9 protein-coding genes, 2 tRNA genes, 3 rRNA genes and 1 pseudogene are annotated in these 16,247 nt (G+C 53.5%); all 15 read left to right on the forward strand.

Features of this window, described 5'->3' with window-relative positions; all coding sequences use genetic code 11:
- Positions 1 to 57: 57 nt before the first annotated feature.
- The 15 genes and pseudogenes from H4317_RS06280 to H4317_RS06345 all read left to right on the forward strand — a co-directional run bounded on the left by H4317_RS06280 (position 58) and on the right by H4317_RS06345 (position 16,075).
- Complete coding sequence (locus H4317_RS06280) at positions 58 to 2,265, forward strand: RelA/SpoT family protein (protein ID WP_185889285.1); 2,208 nt, start codon at positions 58 to 60, stop codon at positions 2,263 to 2,265.
- Positions 2,266 to 2,407: 142 nt separating this feature from the next.
- Positions 2,408 to 2,881: a Fur family transcriptional regulator gene (locus H4317_RS06285; protein ID WP_185889286.1), complete on the forward strand. Its 474-nt coding sequence runs from the start codon at positions 2,408 to 2,410 to the stop codon at positions 2,879 to 2,881.
- Positions 2,878 to 3,225: an STAS domain-containing protein gene (locus tag H4317_RS06290; RefSeq protein ID WP_185889287.1), complete on the forward strand. Its 348-nt coding sequence runs from the start codon at positions 2,878 to 2,880 to the stop codon at positions 3,223 to 3,225. Before H4317_RS06285 ends, H4317_RS06290 begins: the two co-directional genes overlap by 4 nt.
- The gene (locus H4317_RS06295) at positions 3,225 to 4,496 is read left to right on the forward strand and encodes an adenylosuccinate synthase (protein WP_185889288.1); all 1,272 of its coding nucleotides are present in this window, start codon (positions 3,225 to 3,227) and stop codon (positions 4,494 to 4,496) included. Before H4317_RS06290 ends, H4317_RS06295 begins: the two co-directional genes overlap by 1 nt.
- 767 nt (positions 4,497 to 5,263) lie before the next feature.
- Positions 5,264 to 6,776 (forward strand): 16S ribosomal RNA (locus H4317_RS06300).
- Positions 6,777 to 6,887: 111 nt separating this feature from the next.
- Positions 6,888 to 6,961: transfer RNA gene (locus H4317_RS06305), tRNA-Ile, on the forward strand.
- 34 nt (positions 6,962 to 6,995) lie between these two features.
- Positions 6,996 to 7,072 (forward strand) — tRNA-Ala (locus H4317_RS06310).
- A gap of 203 nt (positions 7,073 to 7,275) precedes the next feature.
- Positions 7,276 to 10,181 (forward strand): 23S ribosomal RNA (locus H4317_RS06315).
- Positions 10,182 to 10,279: 98 nt separating this feature from the next.
- Positions 10,280 to 10,391, forward strand: a 5S ribosomal RNA gene (rrf, locus tag H4317_RS06320).
- The 16S, 23S and 5S rRNA genes sit together here with 2 tRNA genes alongside, the layout of an rRNA operon.
- Before the next feature lie 312 nt (positions 10,392 to 10,703).
- A pseudogene (locus H4317_RS19520) lies at positions 10,704 to 10,877 on the forward strand (BatA domain-containing protein); the annotation flags it as partial.
- Positions 10,878 to 11,510: 633 nt separating this feature from the next.
- Positions 11,511 to 12,755 carry a hypothetical protein gene (locus H4317_RS19360; RefSeq protein ID WP_260625840.1) on the forward strand — a complete coding sequence of 415 codons (1,245 nt, stop codon included), beginning with the start codon at positions 11,511 to 11,513 and terminating at the stop codon, positions 12,753 to 12,755.
- Positions 12,756 to 12,800: 45 nt separating this feature from the next.
- Positions 12,801 to 13,325: a DUF4199 domain-containing protein gene (locus H4317_RS06330; protein ID WP_185889290.1), complete on the forward strand. Its 525-nt coding sequence runs from the start codon at positions 12,801 to 12,803 to the stop codon at positions 13,323 to 13,325.
- A gap of 48 nt (positions 13,326 to 13,373) precedes the next feature.
- Positions 13,374 to 13,904: a DUF4199 domain-containing protein gene (locus H4317_RS06335; RefSeq protein ID WP_185889291.1), complete on the forward strand. Its 531-nt coding sequence runs from the start codon at positions 13,374 to 13,376 to the stop codon at positions 13,902 to 13,904.
- Positions 13,882 to 14,877 (forward strand): glycosyltransferase family 2 protein, encoded by a 996-nt coding sequence (locus H4317_RS06340; RefSeq protein WP_185889292.1) that lies wholly within the window; start codon positions 13,882 to 13,884, stop codon positions 14,875 to 14,877. Before H4317_RS06335 ends, H4317_RS06340 begins: the two co-directional genes overlap by 23 nt.
- A gap of 70 nt (positions 14,878 to 14,947) precedes the next feature.
- Positions 14,948 to 16,075, forward strand: a complete 1,128-nt coding sequence (locus H4317_RS06345; protein WP_185889293.1) for a glycosyltransferase — start codon at positions 14,948 to 14,950, stop codon at positions 16,073 to 16,075.
- The last annotated feature ends 172 nt before the right edge of the window (positions 16,076 to 16,247 follow it).

The following is a 16,247-nucleotide window of genomic DNA, read 5'->3' on the forward strand; positions in this document are numbered from 1 at the left end:
CCTGATGCCGTACTTTAGCACTTATTGACTCTGGCGCCCTGGCGCCGCCCGTGTAGCATGGCCACCCTTATCGACCCCGAAGTAGAGCGCCAGGAAATCCTGCGTCACTACCGCCGCCTCCTCCGCACCGCCAAACCGTACCTCAAAGCCGGCGACGCCAAGCTGATTAAAAAAGCCTTCAATACTTCTCTGGAGGCGCACAAAGAAATGCGCCGCAAGTCCGGTGAGCCCTACATACTGCACCCGCTGGCAGTGGCCCAGATTGTGGTAGAGGAAATAGGACTGGGTACCACCAGCATTGTGGCGGCGCTGCTGCACGACGTGGTGGAAGACACACCTTGGGAAATTGCTGATGTAGAGCGGGAGTTCGGGACAAAGGTCGCCCGCATTGTGGATGGCCTGACCAAGATTTCGGGCGTTTTCGAATACGGCACTTCGGAGCAGGCCGAAAACTTCCGCAAGATGTTGCTCACACTGTCGGAAGATGTGCGCGTCATCCTCATCAAGCTCGCCGACCGCCTGCACAACATGCGGACTCTCGACTCGATGCCGCGCCACAAGCAGCTCAAGATTTCCTCCGAAACCATCTATCTCTACGCACCCCTAGCCCACCGCCTCGGCCTCTATGCCATCAAGACGGAGCTGGAAGACCTGCATCTGAAATACACTGACACGGAGGTGTACAATGAACTGGTAAACCGGGTGCGCCAGAGCCGCAGTGCCCGCAACCGGTTCATTAAGGAGTTTGTGCAGCCGATTGATGAAGAATTGACGGCTCAAGGCTTCTCATTCGAAATCAAAGGCCGGCCCAAAAGCATCTACTCCATCCTCAAAAAGATGCGTAAGCAGAACATCACCTTCGATGAGGTGTACGATTTGTTTGCCATCCGCGTGATTTTGGATGTGCCACAAGAGCAGGAAAAAGCCGCTTGCTGGCAGGTGTACAGCATCGTAACGGACTTCTACCAGCCCAACCCCGACCGGCTGCGCGATTGGGTGAGCACGCCCAAAGCCAACGGCTACGAAAGCCTTCATACTACTGTTATGAGCCGTTCCGGTCAGTGGGTGGAAGTGCAGATCCGTAGCCGCCGCATGGATGATATTGCTGAGAAAGGCTATGCGGCCCACTGGAAATACAAGGACACCGGTGTGCCGCAGCCTGAGTCGACGCTGGAGGCCTGGATCAATAAGGTGCGCGAGATGCTCGAAACCAACAATTCCAGCGCCCTGGAATTCATGGACGAGTTCCGTCAGAACCTTTTTGTGAAGGAAGTCTATGCCTTTACGCCCAAAGGCAAACTCATTATCCTGCCGGACAAGGCTACGGCACTTGACTTTGCTTTCGACATTCATACCCACATTGGGCTCCAGTGCTTGGGCGCCAAAGTAAACCAGAAGTTACAGCCGCTCAGCTACCAGCTGCGTAATGGCGACCAGGTCGAAATTCTGACTTCGCAGCGCCAAAAGCCTACCGAAGAGTGGCTGCAGTATGTTATTACGTCTAAGGCCCGCTCCAAAATCAAGGACTGGCTCCGCGACGATAAGCGCGCCAAAGCCGAAGACGGCCGTTTCCTTGTGGAAAAGCGCTTGGAACTGCTGGGAATAGAGTTTACGCCCGAAACCCTCAACCGACTGCTGGCTCATTTCAATACCTATAGCACGCAGGAGTTCTTTTACCGCGTGGCTATTGGGCAGGTTGATGGCCGGGAGATTAAAACTGAGTTGTTCGACCCCAATATCGAAGTGCTCCGCCTACCTTCTATGCTGGAGCCCAAGGCTTTCGACCATGAGGTGCAAAAAGTGCGCGGCGTAAATGCCAATATGCTCGTCATCGGAGAGCGAACTGACAAGTTCGATTACACCATTGCGCCCTGCTGTAACCCCATTCCCGGCGATGATGTGTTTGGGTTTGAAACCGAAGATGGCATCGTTATCCATCGTACGTCCTGTCCCAAGGCTGTGCAGATGATGTCCAACTACGGCAACCGCATCGTGCGCGCCAAATGGACCGATCAGTTGGAACTGGCATTCCTAGCAGGTATTCGCATTAAGGGCTCCGATAGGGTAGGGCTGGTAAATGATGTCACGCGCATTATCAGCAACAGCCTCAAGGTAAATATGCGCTCCATCACCATCGATTCTGATGATGGCATGTTTGAAGGTCAGATTATGGTGTTCGTCAACGACACCAACCATCTGACCAAGTTGATTCAGCGTCTCGCACGTGTAAATGGAGTGTTGCAAGTAGAGCGTTTCGATACGTGAGTTATAAAGAGCTTTAAAATAGATGCTCAGTATAAAATAGCACATAAAAACACTGCTTATACTCGCTATACAGCCGGTCTAGGTGTCTTCTGATTGTTATCTAGTAACTTTGCACCACTCCTTATATATAAGGTTGCCTAAAATGCCCGATAAAGAAAAGTATGAGGAGGTAAAGAAGATTTTTACCGCTTACCTCGAAAATAAAGGCCTGCGCAAGACATCAGAGCGCTATGCCATTCTGGAAGAAATCTACTCCCGTACCGGCCACTTCGACGTGGAAGAGCTTTATGCTGGTATGAAGGAGCAGGGGTTGCAGGTCAGCCGGGCTACGGTGTACAACACCCTCGACCTGCTGGTGGAGCATGGCCTTGTTAGCAAACACCAGTTCGGCCGCAATCTTGCGCAGTATGAGAAATCGTATGGCTACCGGCAGCACGACCATGTCATTTGCACCGAATGCCACAAGGTGGTTGAATTCTGCGACCCGCGTATCCACGGCATCCAGACGATGGTCGGGGAGTTACTCAACTTCCATATCTTGCATCACTCTTTGAACCTTTACGGCGTATGCGGCGACTGCCGTGCTAAAGCCGCTGCCCGTTCCTTAGCTGAATGAAAACCGAATCTACCGTCCAGGACGGCATCCTCTTCGTGCGCCTCTCCGGCGACCTAATCGGCAGCCCCGATACCCAGCAACTTCTGCAATCCGTTGATCAGCACTTGGGCGAGGACGTCCGTCATTGTGCCGTCGATCTGTCCGGCATCCGCTACATCAATAGCACCGGTATCGGCGTGCTAGTGTCATTGCTGACTAAGTTTCGCAGTCGTGGTGGCGAACTGGTACTCATAAACCCAGCCGACCATCCACGGAAGATGCTCGCCCTGACTAAGCTGAACGCTATATTTTCCATTGCAGACGATGAACAGTCGGCTGCCCAACAGTTGAAAGCCGCAAACTAATGCCCGTTGACGTACTAGTAGGATTGCAGTGGGGGGATGAAGGCAAAGGCAAAATTGTCGATGTGCTGGCCCCCACCTACGATGTAGTAGCCCGCTTCCAGGGTGGCCCCAATGCCGGTCACACCCTCACTTTCGATGGTATCAAGCACGTGTTGCACCAGGTACCATCCGGAATTTTCCACCCCCATATCATCAATGTAGTCGGCAATGGCGTCGTACTCGACCCGGTTGTATTTCGCCAGGAACTACAGAAACTCACCGACCGAGGCATTGACTGGGGCAAGAATCTCTACATATCGCGCAAAGCCCAACTGATTCTGCCTTCGCACCGAGCCCTCGACCGGATCAATGAAGAGGCGCGCGGCGGCAGCAAAATTGGCTCCACTCTGAAAGGAATTGGGCCCACGTATCAAGACAAAATTGGCCGTACTGGTCTCCGTGTCGGTGATATTCTGCTTCCCGACTTCCAGCAGCGCTACCAGGAGGCGGTATCCCGTCATGCTGCTCTTGCTGAATTCCACGGTCGCGGCCTCGAAATTGAAGAATTCGAGGCCGATTTCTTTTCTGCCGTAGAATTTCTGCGCACTCTCAAGCTCACCGACACAGAGTATCTGCTGAATGATCTGTTGAAACAGGGCAAGAATATCTTGGCGGAAGGCGCTCAGGGCTCCATGCTGGATATTGATTTCGGTACATATCCGTACGTCACGTCCTCCAGCACCATCGTAGCCGGCGCCTGCACCGGTTTAGGCATCGCGCCGCAGCATATAAAGAAGGTGTATGGCATTAGCAAAGCCTACTGCACGCGTGTGGGCAGTGGCCCATTCCCAACTGAGCTACACGACGAAGTAGGGGAGCAGATCCGGCAGGCCGGCCGCGAGTTTGGCTCTACCACAGGCCGACCCCGCCGTTGCGGTTGGATTGATCTGCCAGCGCTTCGCTACAGCATCATGCTCAACGGCGTCACCGAGATTCATCTGATGAAGGCCGATGTACTCGATGAGTTCGACGAAATCCGCGTCTGCACCCATTACCAGTTCCCCGACGGTCAGCAGACTGACCAGCTTCCTGATCATGGTGACCTGGAAAACATGCAGCCAGTATATGTCAGCCTCCCGGGCTGGAAAACCACGCTACAAACCATATCAGACCCAACAGCACTTCCGCAAGCCCTCGTTACTTATGTGGAGTATCTGGAGCGCTACTTGTCCGTTCCAGTTAGTATCGTAAGTGTCGGTCCTGACCGTAAGAGTACTTTACATTTGAAGTAGAAGTTTAGTAAGCAACAAAGCCGGCCAGTCTTATACAGACTGGCCGGCTTTGTTGCTTACTACATATAGGGAGTGGAAGACTTCTAATAGTCAGAGCAATACATAATGCTTTGACTGCTTAAAGGGAAAAAATGCCAACAGTTCTTGCATTTTTAAGATCCGTAGCGCACCTTTGCACTCCCAAATCGGAAGGATATGGGGTACGGCAAAGCAAAAGTGGAAATAAGTACAACCTTATTCCTTTGCCACTCACTTCGACCAGAAGCTTCCCATAAAGCGAAAAAACTTTTGCTTTGTCCTTGCAAACGAAGAAAAGAAGCTGTTACCTTTGCAGCCCGCTTCAACCGGAGGCGGCAATGAGTTCTGGGAAAAGCCCTAAAACGTTTTTCTGACAGGATTTGGAAAGTCAGAAAAGGGAGTTACCTTTGCAGCCCGCCGCGCCTCGACCGAGAGGCGGAGCGGACAGGCCAAGAAAAAAAGAACATTTTTTTCTTGGTCGTAGCAAAAACGGTGTTACCTTTGCACCCCGCTTCGATCGGAAGCCGGCACACCGACTCACAAGTAGAGTCACTACGTTGTTTCAAATGCGAAACGACGCACGTTCTTTGAATGGATGGAAAGACAAATGAAAGGGCTTCTTTCCCTGGGCTTCGGCGCAGGAACACGAGAGAAGACCACGCGTAGAAATAAGAAGTAAACAGCTCGTTAACACGAGTCGGATCAGCACTCGACATCGTCTGTGGTTCGCCACAGATTAGGATTTTTATACAATGGAGAGTTTGATCCTGGCTCAGGATGAACGCTAGCGGCAGGCCTAATACATGCAAGTCGAACGGGTGTAGCAATACACTAGTGGCGCACGGGTGCGTAACGCGTAACCAACCTGCCCTTGACTGGGGGATAGCCCGCCGAAAGGCGGATTAATACCGCATAAACTCACAATGTGGCATCACATAATGAGTAAAGATTTATTGGTCAAGGATGGGGTTGCGTAGCATTAGCTAGTTGGCGGGGTAACGGCCCACCAAGGCGACGATGCTTAGGGGACCTGAGAGGGTGATCCCCCACACTGGCACTGAGATACGGGCCAGACTCCTACGGGAGGCAGCAGTAGGGAATATTGGGCAATGGGCGAGAGCCTGACCCAGCCATGCCGCGTGCCGGATGAAGGCCTTCTGGGTTGTAAACGGCTTTTCTCAGGGAAGAAAAAGGTGATGCGTCACAAACTGACGGTACCTGAGGAATAAGCACCGGCTAACTCCGTGCCAGCAGCCGCGGTAATACGGAGGGTGCAAGCGTTGTCCGGATTTATTGGGTTTAAAGGGTGCGTAGGCGGCCCGTTAAGTCCGGGGTGAAAGCCTCTTGCTCAACAAGAGAACTGCCCTGGATACTGGCGGGCTTGAGTCCAGACGAGGTTGGCGGAATGGAAGGTGTAGCGGTGAAATGCATAGATACCTTCCAGAACCCCGATTGCGTAGGCAGCTGACTAGGCTGGTACTGACGCTGAGGCACGAAAGCGTGGGGAGCGAACAGGATTAGATACCCTGGTAGTCCACGCCGTAAACGATGGATACTCGCTGGCAGCGATAGACTGTTGCTGGCTTAGGGAAACCGGTAAGTATCCCACCTGGGGAGTACGCTCGCAAGAGTGAAACTCAAAGGAATTGACGGGGGCCCGCACAAGTGGTGGAGCATGTGGTTTAATTCGATGATACGCGAGGAACCTTACCTAGGCTAGAATGCGCGTGACCGGTTCAGAGATGGACCTTTCCTTCGGGACACAAAGCAAGGTGCTGCATGGCCGTCGTCAGCTCGTGCCGTGAGGTGTTGGGTTAAGTCCCGCAACGAGCGCAACCCCTATGTTTAGTTGCCATCAGGTTATGCTGGGGACTCTAAACAGACTGCCTGCGCAAGCAGTGAGGAAGGCGGGGACGACGTCAGGTCATCATGGCCCTTACGCCTAGGGCTACACACGTGCTACAATGGACGGTACAGAGGGTCGCTACTTAGTGATAAGATGCCAATCTCACAAAGCCGTTCTCAGTTCGGATTGAAGTCTGCAACTCGACTTCATGAAGCTGGAATCACTAGTAATCGCGTATCAGCAATGACGCGGTGAATACGTTCCCGGGCCTTGTACACACCGCCCGTCAAGCCATGGAAGTTTGGTAGACCTGAAGCTGGTGCTCCGCAACGAAGCCAGTTAGGGTAGAACAAGTAACTGGGGCTAAGTCGTAACAAGGTAGCCGTACCGGAAGGTGCGGCTGGATCACCTCCTTTCTGGAGCGGTTCGACTCGTGAGTTGTTCTTCTTCTAGTATACAGTGGTCAACGCCCACTCGTTTGTTTTTCCTTCATTCAAAATATCACTCCTTAGTATAAGGAGAGAACAGGGCTTGTAGCTCAGGTGGTTAGAGCGCTACACTGATAATGTAGAGGTCCCTGGTTCGAGTCCAGGCAGGCCCACTGTAACAGGCGGGGATGCTGCTTGGAACAAACCGGGGGATTAGCTCAGCTGGCTAGAGCACCTGCCTTGCACGCAGGGGGTCAACGGTTCGAATCCGTTATTCTCCACCATCACTCCAACTGGGAGTGTTCGGTAGTGCCACAACTACTGGTTTATATAGGAGCAATCTTCTATAAACTACTTTTCTCTTCAATAGGAGGAGAAAACGTTCTTTGACGTAAGGATAACAAGAGAGAAAACGAAGTAAGAAATAGAGTGATTACCCTAGTGGATAATCACCCGAGCCCTCTCTTCTAGCAATAGAGGAGAGCTACAAGAAGTAAGCAAGGGCACACGGGGGATGCCTAGGCTCTCAGAGGCGATGAAGGACGCGATAAGCTGCGAAAAGCGACGGGGAAGAGCACATATCTGGTGATCCGTCGATATCCGAATGGGGCAACCCCTCTAGGTGAAGCCTAGAGACCTTTCGCTATAGGCGACAAGGGGCAAACCCGGGGAACTGAAACATCTAAGTACCCGGAGGAAAAGAAAATAACAATGATTCCCCAAGTAGTGGCGAGCGAACGGGGAGGAGCCCAAACCGGGTTGGTTACGGCCAGTCCGGGGTTGTAGGACCACAATATCTGATTATTTGATCTTAGCTGAACGACGTGGGAAAGTCGACCATAGACGGTGAGAGTCCGGTAAGCGAACTGATCAAGTACGGTAGTGGAATCCTGAGTAAGGCGGGACCAGCGAAATCCCGTCTGAATCCGGCGGTACCATCCGCCAAGGCTACATACTCCTGAGAGACCGATAGTGAACTAGTACCGTGAGGGAAAGGTGAAAAGAACCGGGAATACCGGAGTGAAAAGAACCTGAAACCGTGTGCTTACAAGCAGTTAGAGGGCTTTTGTGGCCTGATAGCGTGCCTTTTGCATAATGAGCCTACGAGTTACTCCTCTCTGGCAAGGTTAAATGACTCAAGTCATGGAGCCGCAGCGAAAGCGAGTCTGAATAGGGCGCAGAGTCAGAGGGGGTAGACGCGAAACTTTGTGATCTACCCTTGGGCAGGTTGAAGGTTGGGTAACACCAACTGGAGGACCGAACCAGTTTCCGTTGAAAAGGATTTGGATGACCTGAGGGTAGGGGTGAAAGGCCAATCAAACTGAGAAATAGCTCGTACTCCCCGAAATGTATTTAGGTACAGCGTCGGCGTTGAGTTATGTGGAGGTAGAGCTACCGATAGGACTAGGGGGTGTCACAGCCTACCGAATCCTGACGAACTCCGAATGCCACATAATATAGCCGGCAGTGAGGCTTGGGGTGCTAAGGTCCCAGGCCGAGAGGGAAAGAACCCAGACCATCTGCTAAGGTCCCTAAATTCGGACTAAGTTGAACAAAGGAGGTCCACTTGCTTTGACAGCCAGGAGGTTGGCTTGGAAGCAGCCATTCCTTTAAAGAGTGCGTAACAGCTCACTGGTCGAGCGAGAGGGCATCGATAATACGCGGGCATCAAGTCCGGTACCGAAGCAATGGATTTAGTCGTATGACTAAGTGGTAGGGGAGCATTCTAGCAGCGGTGAAGGTGCGTCGTCAGGCGAGCTGGAGCGGCTAGAAAAGCAAATGTAGGCATGAGTAACGATAAGGCGGGTGAGAAACCCGCCCCCCGATAGACTAAGGTTTCCTGCTCAACGCTAATCGGAGCAGGGTTAGTCGGGACCTAAGGCTACGCCGAGAGGCTACGTCGATGGACAGCTGGTTGATATTCCAGCACCTAGGATTTGGAGTGATGCAGTGACGCAGTAGTGAAAGCAACGCGGGCGGACGGAAGTGCCCGTTAAAGTGCGTAGGTATAGGAACGGTAGTTAAGTACGCCGATCTTGCTGAACCATGATAGTACTCTACGGCCTCGGCCACGGAGATAGTTTGCCTAATCAGACTGCCAAGAAAACCTGCTAAGCGTTTACTGAATTCTAGCCCGTACCGCAAACCGACACAGGTAGTCAAGGAGAGTATCCTGAGGGGCTCGAGTGAATCATGGCCAAGGAACTCGGCAAAATGGTCCTGTAACTTCGGGAGAAGGGACGCTTCCTTGCAGCAATGCAAGAAGCCGCAGTGAAAAGGCCCAGGCGACTGTTTAACAAAAACACATGGCTTTGCGAACGCGCAAGCGGAAGTATAAGGCCTGACACCTGCCCGGTGCCGGAAGGTTAAGAGGGGAACTTAGTCGCAAGGCGAAGGTTTGAATCGAAGCCCCGGTAAACGGCGGCCGTAACTATAACGGTCCTAAGGTAGCGAAATTCCTTGTCGGGTAAGTTCCGACCTGCACGAATGGTGTAACGATCTGGGCGCTGTCTCAGCCATGAGCTCGGTGAAATTGTAGTCTCGGTGAAGATGCCGAGTACCCGCCACGGGACGGAAAGACCCCGTGCACCTTTACTATAGGTTGACATTGACGCTGGGTAACACATGTGTAGCATAGGTGGGAGACGTTGAACCAGGGCCGCTAGGTTTTGGGGAGTCGCCGTTGAAATACCACCCTTGTGTTGCTTGGTGCCTAATCTGGCAACGGAGACAGTGTCTGCTGGGTAGTTTGACTGGGGTGGTCGCCTCCAAAAGAGTATCGGAGGCTTTCAAAGGTCCGCTCAGTACGCTTGGTAACCGTACGCAGAGCGCAATAGCAGAAGCGGGCTTGACTGTGAGGCCTACAAGCCGAGCAGGGTCGAAAGACGGATATAGTGATCCGGTGGTTCCGCATGGAAGGGCCATCGCTCAAAGGATAAAAGGTACGCCGGGGATAACAGGCTGATCTCCCCCAAGAGCTCATATCGACGGGGAGGTTTGGCACCTCGATGTCGGCTCGTCACGTCCTGGGGCTGGAGAAGGTCCCAAGGGTTCGGCTGTTCGCCGATTAAAGTGGCACGCGAGCTGGGTTCAGAACGTCGTGAGACAGTTCGGTCCCTATCTGTGGTGGGCGTTGGATATTTGACAGGACCTGACTTTAGTACGAGAGGACCGAGTTGGACCAGCCGCTCGTGCACCGGTTGTATCGCCAGATGCAGCGCCGGGTAGCGACGCTGGGATGAGATAAGCGCTGAAAGCATCTAAGTGCGAAACTCACCTGAAGATGAGATATCCGTTAATAAGAGTCGTCGGAGACCACGACGTTGATAGGTCCTAGGTGTAGAGTCCGAAATGGCACAGCCGAGGGATACTAATGACTCGAACGCTTCTGTAGTACACCGCTCACGCTTACCCGTTTTCTTTCTTGTCCTTGCGTCAACGTTTTACAGTCGCGCTGCTGCCTGCGGGTAGTGGCTGTGGACTGCACCAGTAATGGTGGCTTTAGCCCGGGTGTTCACCTCTTCCCATTCCGAACAGAGTCGTTAAGCCCCGGAGCGCCTATGGTACTGCCTTCATCGGTGGGAGAGTCGGTCGCCGCCAACCTTACTGTATTTGCCCGTCGCCCCTGGCTGCACGCGTCCCCTTCCGGATGCCGCGGCCAGGGGCGACGTCCGTTTGTTTCTATATACCTGAAGAAAGGGAGCGAGCAGGTTGGAGGGGCGAGTACTCGTGTGCCTATTAGGCCGCCGAACCTTGGCCCTGCTGTATAAGCAAAGAGGCCGCTGTTCTAAAACAGCGGCCTCTTTGCTTATACAGCGCTTTGCTTAAGTTCGATATTGCAGCAAGCATAGCCTCTCTGTAGCATCTAACTTATCCTGCTTGTGTCTATCTTCACCACCACCTTACTGCTTATCTATGGCTTTAACATATCCTTGGTTTTTACTCGGGTTGTTGGGGGTAGCTATTCCGATAGCTATACACCTGTTCGAACTGCGCCGACCGAAGCGGTTGTTGTTTACCAATGTAGGGTTTATAAAGGAGGTGAGACTCATCACAGCTCGTCAGCGGAAGCTGAAGCATGTTTTGATTCTACTCACGCGTATATGCTTTATCGTTTTTCTGGTCCTGATATTCGTGCAACCGTATATCATGGCACCGGAGAGAACTAGCAAACAGCAGATAACGGGTGTACTCGTTGATTCATCACCTAGCATGCAGGCTGGTGTGAATGGAGAGCAGACGTATTTCGACCAGGCAGTTGCGCAGGCTCGTGAACTACCTGATGCTTATTCAGCCGCAGGGCAGTTCATACTCGCTCAGGAAGGAGCTACACCTACAAATGCAGTTGCATTCCGAGGTGAATTAAACAAGCTGCAAGTATCAGGACAAAGTGCTGATATGAATAATATGCTTCGCCGGTTTGGAACTGCCAACCGGAAGGTAGGCGAGGTGTTTATCTTCTCTGATTTCCAGAAAAGAGCCTTTTCAGCTAGGACATTGGAAGCAATTGATTCGGCGCAGCAACTGTTTCTGGTGCCAGTAGGTGGAAGCGCTGTCCGAAATGCTTTTGTAGATAGTGTCTGGTTGGATGACGCATTTGTGCGCACTAATGCAGATATATTATTGCATGTGCGTGTGCGCAACGGTGGGAGCGAAGCGGTAGAAAATTGTCAAGTAAAATTGTTCGTTGGCCAGCGGCAGGCTACCGCTTTTTCGGTAAATGTGCCCGCCAAAACGCCGGTATCAGTTACTGCCCGTGTGCGTTTAGCTGGTACAGTATCTGAAAAATGCCGGGTGGAACTAGAGGATTATCCGGTTACGTTCGACAACTCGTATTATTTTTCGTTGCAGCCTTCGCCCAAAGTTCGCGTGGTTGATATAACCGCGCAGCAGGTTCCTCCTACGCAGCAATTGTATGCCAACGAACCGCTTTTTACTTATACCCGAGCTACTGCTGGTGGCCTGAATTATCAAGTGACAGAAGAGGCCAACCTGTTACTGGTGCAGGGGCAAAGCCAGATTACAGCTGGACTGCGGGAGAGCCTGCGGCGGGTAGTGCAGCGTGGTGGCTCGGTGGCCATCGTGCCCACTGACAATCCGCAGGGGCGTGCTTCCTATGATCAGCTTTTCCGAGACTTGGGCATCGGGCCTGTGCAGTGGGAAGATGTAGCGAGCAAACCTGCACTTCGTTCGGTGGCAGTGCCTGAGCGGCGGAATCCGTTCTTCAGGGACGTATTTGGTGTGCAAAGCCGACAGCCCGTAATGCCTAAAGCTGCGCCGGTGTTGCGCTGGTCACGTTCGAGCAATGAGATTCTGCGCCTGCAGGATGGCGACGGTTTTCTGGGCGCATTTACAAGCGGCAAAGGCACTGTATACCTGTTCTCGACTCCTTTTGATGAAACGCGCACAGACTTTGCCCAACATGCGCTGTTTGTGCCTGTAATGTATCGGCTGGCTATGCAGAGCTTCCAGCGGGAGCAGCAGCCAGCGTACCGGCTTAATCAGGGAACAGTGGTTGTCCCGATTGATGCCGCTCCGGGCCAAGGAGAGCAGGTGTTCAAGCTCACAAAAGACAGTTTGACCTTCATTCCGAGCCAGCGGCTGCAGGCTGGCACCTTGCGCTTTGAAGTACCGGCTGCTATGCGTGAGCCAGGCTTCTATACTCTGCTGCGCGGCAACCAGCCAGTGGCTACGCTGGCTTTCAACAATGATAAGAAGGAGTCAGAATTGGCGGTGTATTCGGCTGATGAATTGCGGCAGCTCATTGGCCCCAATCGTAAAAACGTGCAGGTGTATGATGCCAGCGCCGGCGAATCGGTAGCGGCGCGTTACAAGGCAGAGCGGGTAGGTACGCCGTTGTGGCAGTATTGCCTGTGGGCGGCGCTGGCCTGTTTGCTGGCAGAAGTATTGTTACTCCGCTTCCTGAATGCGCCTAAAGCAGCGGAACCAGTAGCAATGGCGGCTTAGATTGAGGGCAGGCATCGTATCTTGCCGCTCTCAATTACTTTACTCTTGGAAACTACTAATACGCCCTCCAATCCGGTTTTGCGCACTGCTCTACTCTGCGGCGTGGCGGCCGGAGCCCTCTGCATCGGCTGGGTATTGTTCCTGTACTTAACCGGCAACAACCCATACGGCCCGAAACGGACGCTTTCGGATTTCTTTCCTCCGATTGCCGCCATTGTCAGCCAGATTCTGCTGCGTCGGTATTATGCAGATGGCCCCGGTTTGGGCAAGGCAGTAGGGGTAGGGCTGCTAACCACACTACTGGCGGCACTATTGGCTGCCACGGGCCTCTACCTGTTTGCTCGCACGGCTGATACCAGCCTCATCGAGCAGCACTTGGCCGAAGCCCGGCAACTGCTGGAAAACGCGAAGTCGCTGTATCTGGCGCAGAGCAATGGCCGGCAGCAGTTTGAGGCTACGCTGCGCAACTTGGCACATACGCCCCAGGCATTTGCCCAGGACGAGTTCCTTAAAAAGATGCTTTTGGGTATCTTAATCAGTATTCCGGGTGGGATATTCCTGCGGAAATAGAATATTGCAGTCTGCAAATTCTTCCTTCCACTTCCCAACACCCTTCTCATGGAAAACACCACTACTCCCGTTGCCGTTACGCCCAGCGCTGTAGCCATCCGCTATGGCCTGCTGACCGGGCTGGTATCCGTCATTTTCTCGTTTCTGCAGCTTAGTCTCATCGACGACCCGGAAACACCGCTGCGCTGGTTGAGTCTGGTGATTCTTGCGGTAGGCATCTGGCTGGCCCATAAACAGTTCAAGCAGCTCAATAATGGGTTTATGAGCTACGGTCAGGGCGTGAGCACCGGCACCATCTTGGCAATAGTTTCGGGAGTGATAGGAGGGGTATTCAGCTACATCTACTTTACGTTCATCGACCCTACCTACATGCAGCGCGTTATGGACCTGACCCGCTCACGCATGGAGGAAAAAGGCATGGACGACGCCCAAGTCGACCAGGCTATGGCCATGGCGGAAAAGTTTTCCGGGCCAATAGCTACCACGATATTCGCAGTTCTGGGAGCCTTGCTTATTGGCTTCATCATTTCACTGGTGATATCTGCCATCACCAAACATGCCCGTCCCGAGTTTGAGTAAGCGTCCTTCTTTTCCGGTTGAGCTATCCATTGTTATTCCGTTGCTCAACGAAGCCGAGTCGTTGCCGGAGCTGACGCGCTGGATACACCGCGTGCTGGCCCAGCACGGGCTTACCTATGAGGTGATTCTGGTAGACGATGGCTCAACGGATACTTCTTGGGGAGTAATTGAGGAGTTGGCTGAAACCGACACGCACCTGCGCGGTATCCGCTTCAACCGCAACTACGGCAAGTCGGCGGCCCTGAATGTGGGGTTTAAGGAAACGACGGGCCGGGTGGTGTGTACCATGGACGCCGACCTGCAGGACTCCCCGGAGGAATTGCCCGAGCTATACCGCATGATTACGGAGCAGGGCTATGACCTCGTAAGCGGCTGGAAAAAGAAGCGCTTCGACCCCCTGTCGAAAACCATTCCGACCAAGCTTTTCAACGGCGTGACGCGCTGGATTTCGGGTATTCAGCTGCACGATTTCAACTGTGGCCTCAAAGCCTACGACCACCGCGTGGTGCGTAGTATCGAGGTCTACGGCGAGATGCACCGCTACATTCCCGTGATTGCCAAATGGGCGGGTTTCCGTAAGATAGGCGAGAAGGTGGTGCAGCATCAGGAACGCAAATACGGCACCACCAAATTCGGGCTGGAGCGGTTCGTCTACGGCTTCCTCGACTTAATGAGCATCACGTTCGTGAGCCGGTTCCGGCGGCGCCCTATGCACTTCTTCGGCACGATGGGCATGATTTCCTTTGTGCTTGGGATGCTGATTACGCTGTGGCTGGTGGGCGAGAAGGTATACCTGTCGCTCAATAATCTGCTGGCCCGTAACGTAACTGACCAGCCGTTGTTCTTCCTGGCCCTTACAGCCGTGATGATTGGGGCCATGCTGTTCCTGACAGGTTTCCTGGCCGAATTGATCCAGCTGAACGGTGCCAACCGCAACGATTATCTGGTGCGGGAGAAGGTGAACATTAATTAAGGAAATGAACATCGGAACGTCCTGCGGAGCCCCCAACTCCGCAGGACGTTCTTTTTTATGCAGCAAGCCTATGAAAGTAGTCATCATTGGGCCGGCGTATCCGCTCAGGGGAGGCCTAGCCACCTACAACGAGCGACTGGCCCGCGCCTTTCGTGAAGCCGGCGACGAGGTACGGCTGGTGACATTTTCGCTGCAATACCCCGATTTCCTGTTTCCAGGCCAGACGCAGTTCAGCACCGAGCCCGGCCCCGCCGACCTCGACATCGAAGTCAGCATCAACTCGGTAAACCCCTGGACGTGGTGGCGCGTGGGCAACAAGCTACGCCGTGAGAAGCCGGATCTGGTGATTTTTCGGTTTTGGCTGCCGTTTATGGGGCCCGCACTGGGTACTATTGCGCGGGCCATTCGCCGCAACCGCCATACGCGCGTCGTGGCCATCACCGACAACGTAATTCCGCATGAGAAGCGCCCCGGCGACCGGCCCCTCACAAGGTATTTCCTCTCAGCCTGCCATGGTTTCGTAACTATGAGCCGGTCGGTGCTGGCAGATCTGCGCCGCCTGCATTTCAAGCAGCCAGCCCTTTACAAGCCACACCCACTCTACGACAACTTCGGCCCGCTCAAGCCCAAGCCAGAGGCCCGGCAAGCTCTGGGCCTCGATCCTGCGTTTGGCTACCTGTTATTCTTCGGATTCATCCGGGCCTATAAGGGGCTGGATATTCTGCTGGAAGCCTTTGCCGACCCCCGGCTGGTGGCGCTGCCTGTTAAACTCATCGTGGCCGGCGAATACTACGAGGATGCTGCTCCTTACGAAGCGCTGATCCAGCAGCACAATCTGGAAAGCCGCCTGATTCGCGCTACCGACTTCATTCCGAACGAGCAGGTGGTGGACTACTTCTGCTCCGCCGATATGGTGGTGCAGCCCTACAAAAATGCCACCCAGAGCGGCGTTTCTCAGATTGCCTACCACTTCGAGCGGCCCATGCTGGTAACCGACGTGGGTGGTCTGGCCGAGCTGATACCAGACGGCGAGGTAGGCTATGTGGTGCCACCCCAACCCAAATCCATTGCCGATGCGCTGGTGGATTTCTACGAGCACCAGCGCGAAGCTGAGTTTACGGCCGGCGTATGGGCGCGCAAAAAGGATTTTTCGTGGACCGAGATGGTGAAGGCGCTGAAGGAAGTGGCGCAGCTGTAATCTGGACAGTGAAGACCGTACTACAACTGCATGGTATAGTCACCTGATAACCGGTTTTATCAATGCTGATGCGTTGCTACCCATACTTACTACTGCTGATGTTGCTGTTCGGGTTTCGGCCCGTTTTCGGCCAAGCGCACCGCGCTTCACCGCCTACCAGTACCGTAACAGT

The organism is Hymenobacter sediminicola, from assembly GCF_014250515.1.
Lineage (GTDB): Bacteria > Bacteroidota > Bacteroidia > Cytophagales > Hymenobacteraceae > Hymenobacter > Hymenobacter sediminicola.

Bases quoted from the DNA above. Each gene is read 5' to 3' on its own strand.
- H4317_RS06285 (WP_185889286.1), top strand. From the start codon at position 2,408: ATGCCCGATAAAGAAAAGTATGAGGAGGTAAAGAAGATTTTTACCGCT.
- H4317_RS06340 (WP_185889292.1), top strand. From the start codon at position 13,882: ATGCCCGTCCCGAGTTTGAGTAAGCGTCCTTCTTTTCCGGTTGAGCTA.
- H4317_RS06295 (WP_185889288.1), top strand. From the start codon at position 3,225: ATGCCCGTTGACGTACTAGTAGGATTGCAGTGGGGGGATGAAGGCAAA.
- H4317_RS06345 (WP_185889293.1), top strand. From the start codon at position 14,948: ATGAAAGTAGTCATCATTGGGCCGGCGTATCCGCTCAGGGGAGGCCTA.
- H4317_RS06290 (WP_185889287.1), top strand. From the start codon at position 2,878: ATGAAAACCGAATCTACCGTCCAGGACGGCATCCTCTTCGTGCGCCTC.
- H4317_RS06335 (WP_185889291.1), top strand. From the start codon at position 13,374: ATGGAAAACACCACTACTCCCGTTGCCGTTACGCCCAGCGCTGTAGCC.
- H4317_RS06280 (WP_185889285.1), top strand. From the start codon at position 58: ATGGCCACCCTTATCGACCCCGAAGTAGAGCGCCAGGAAATCCTGCGT.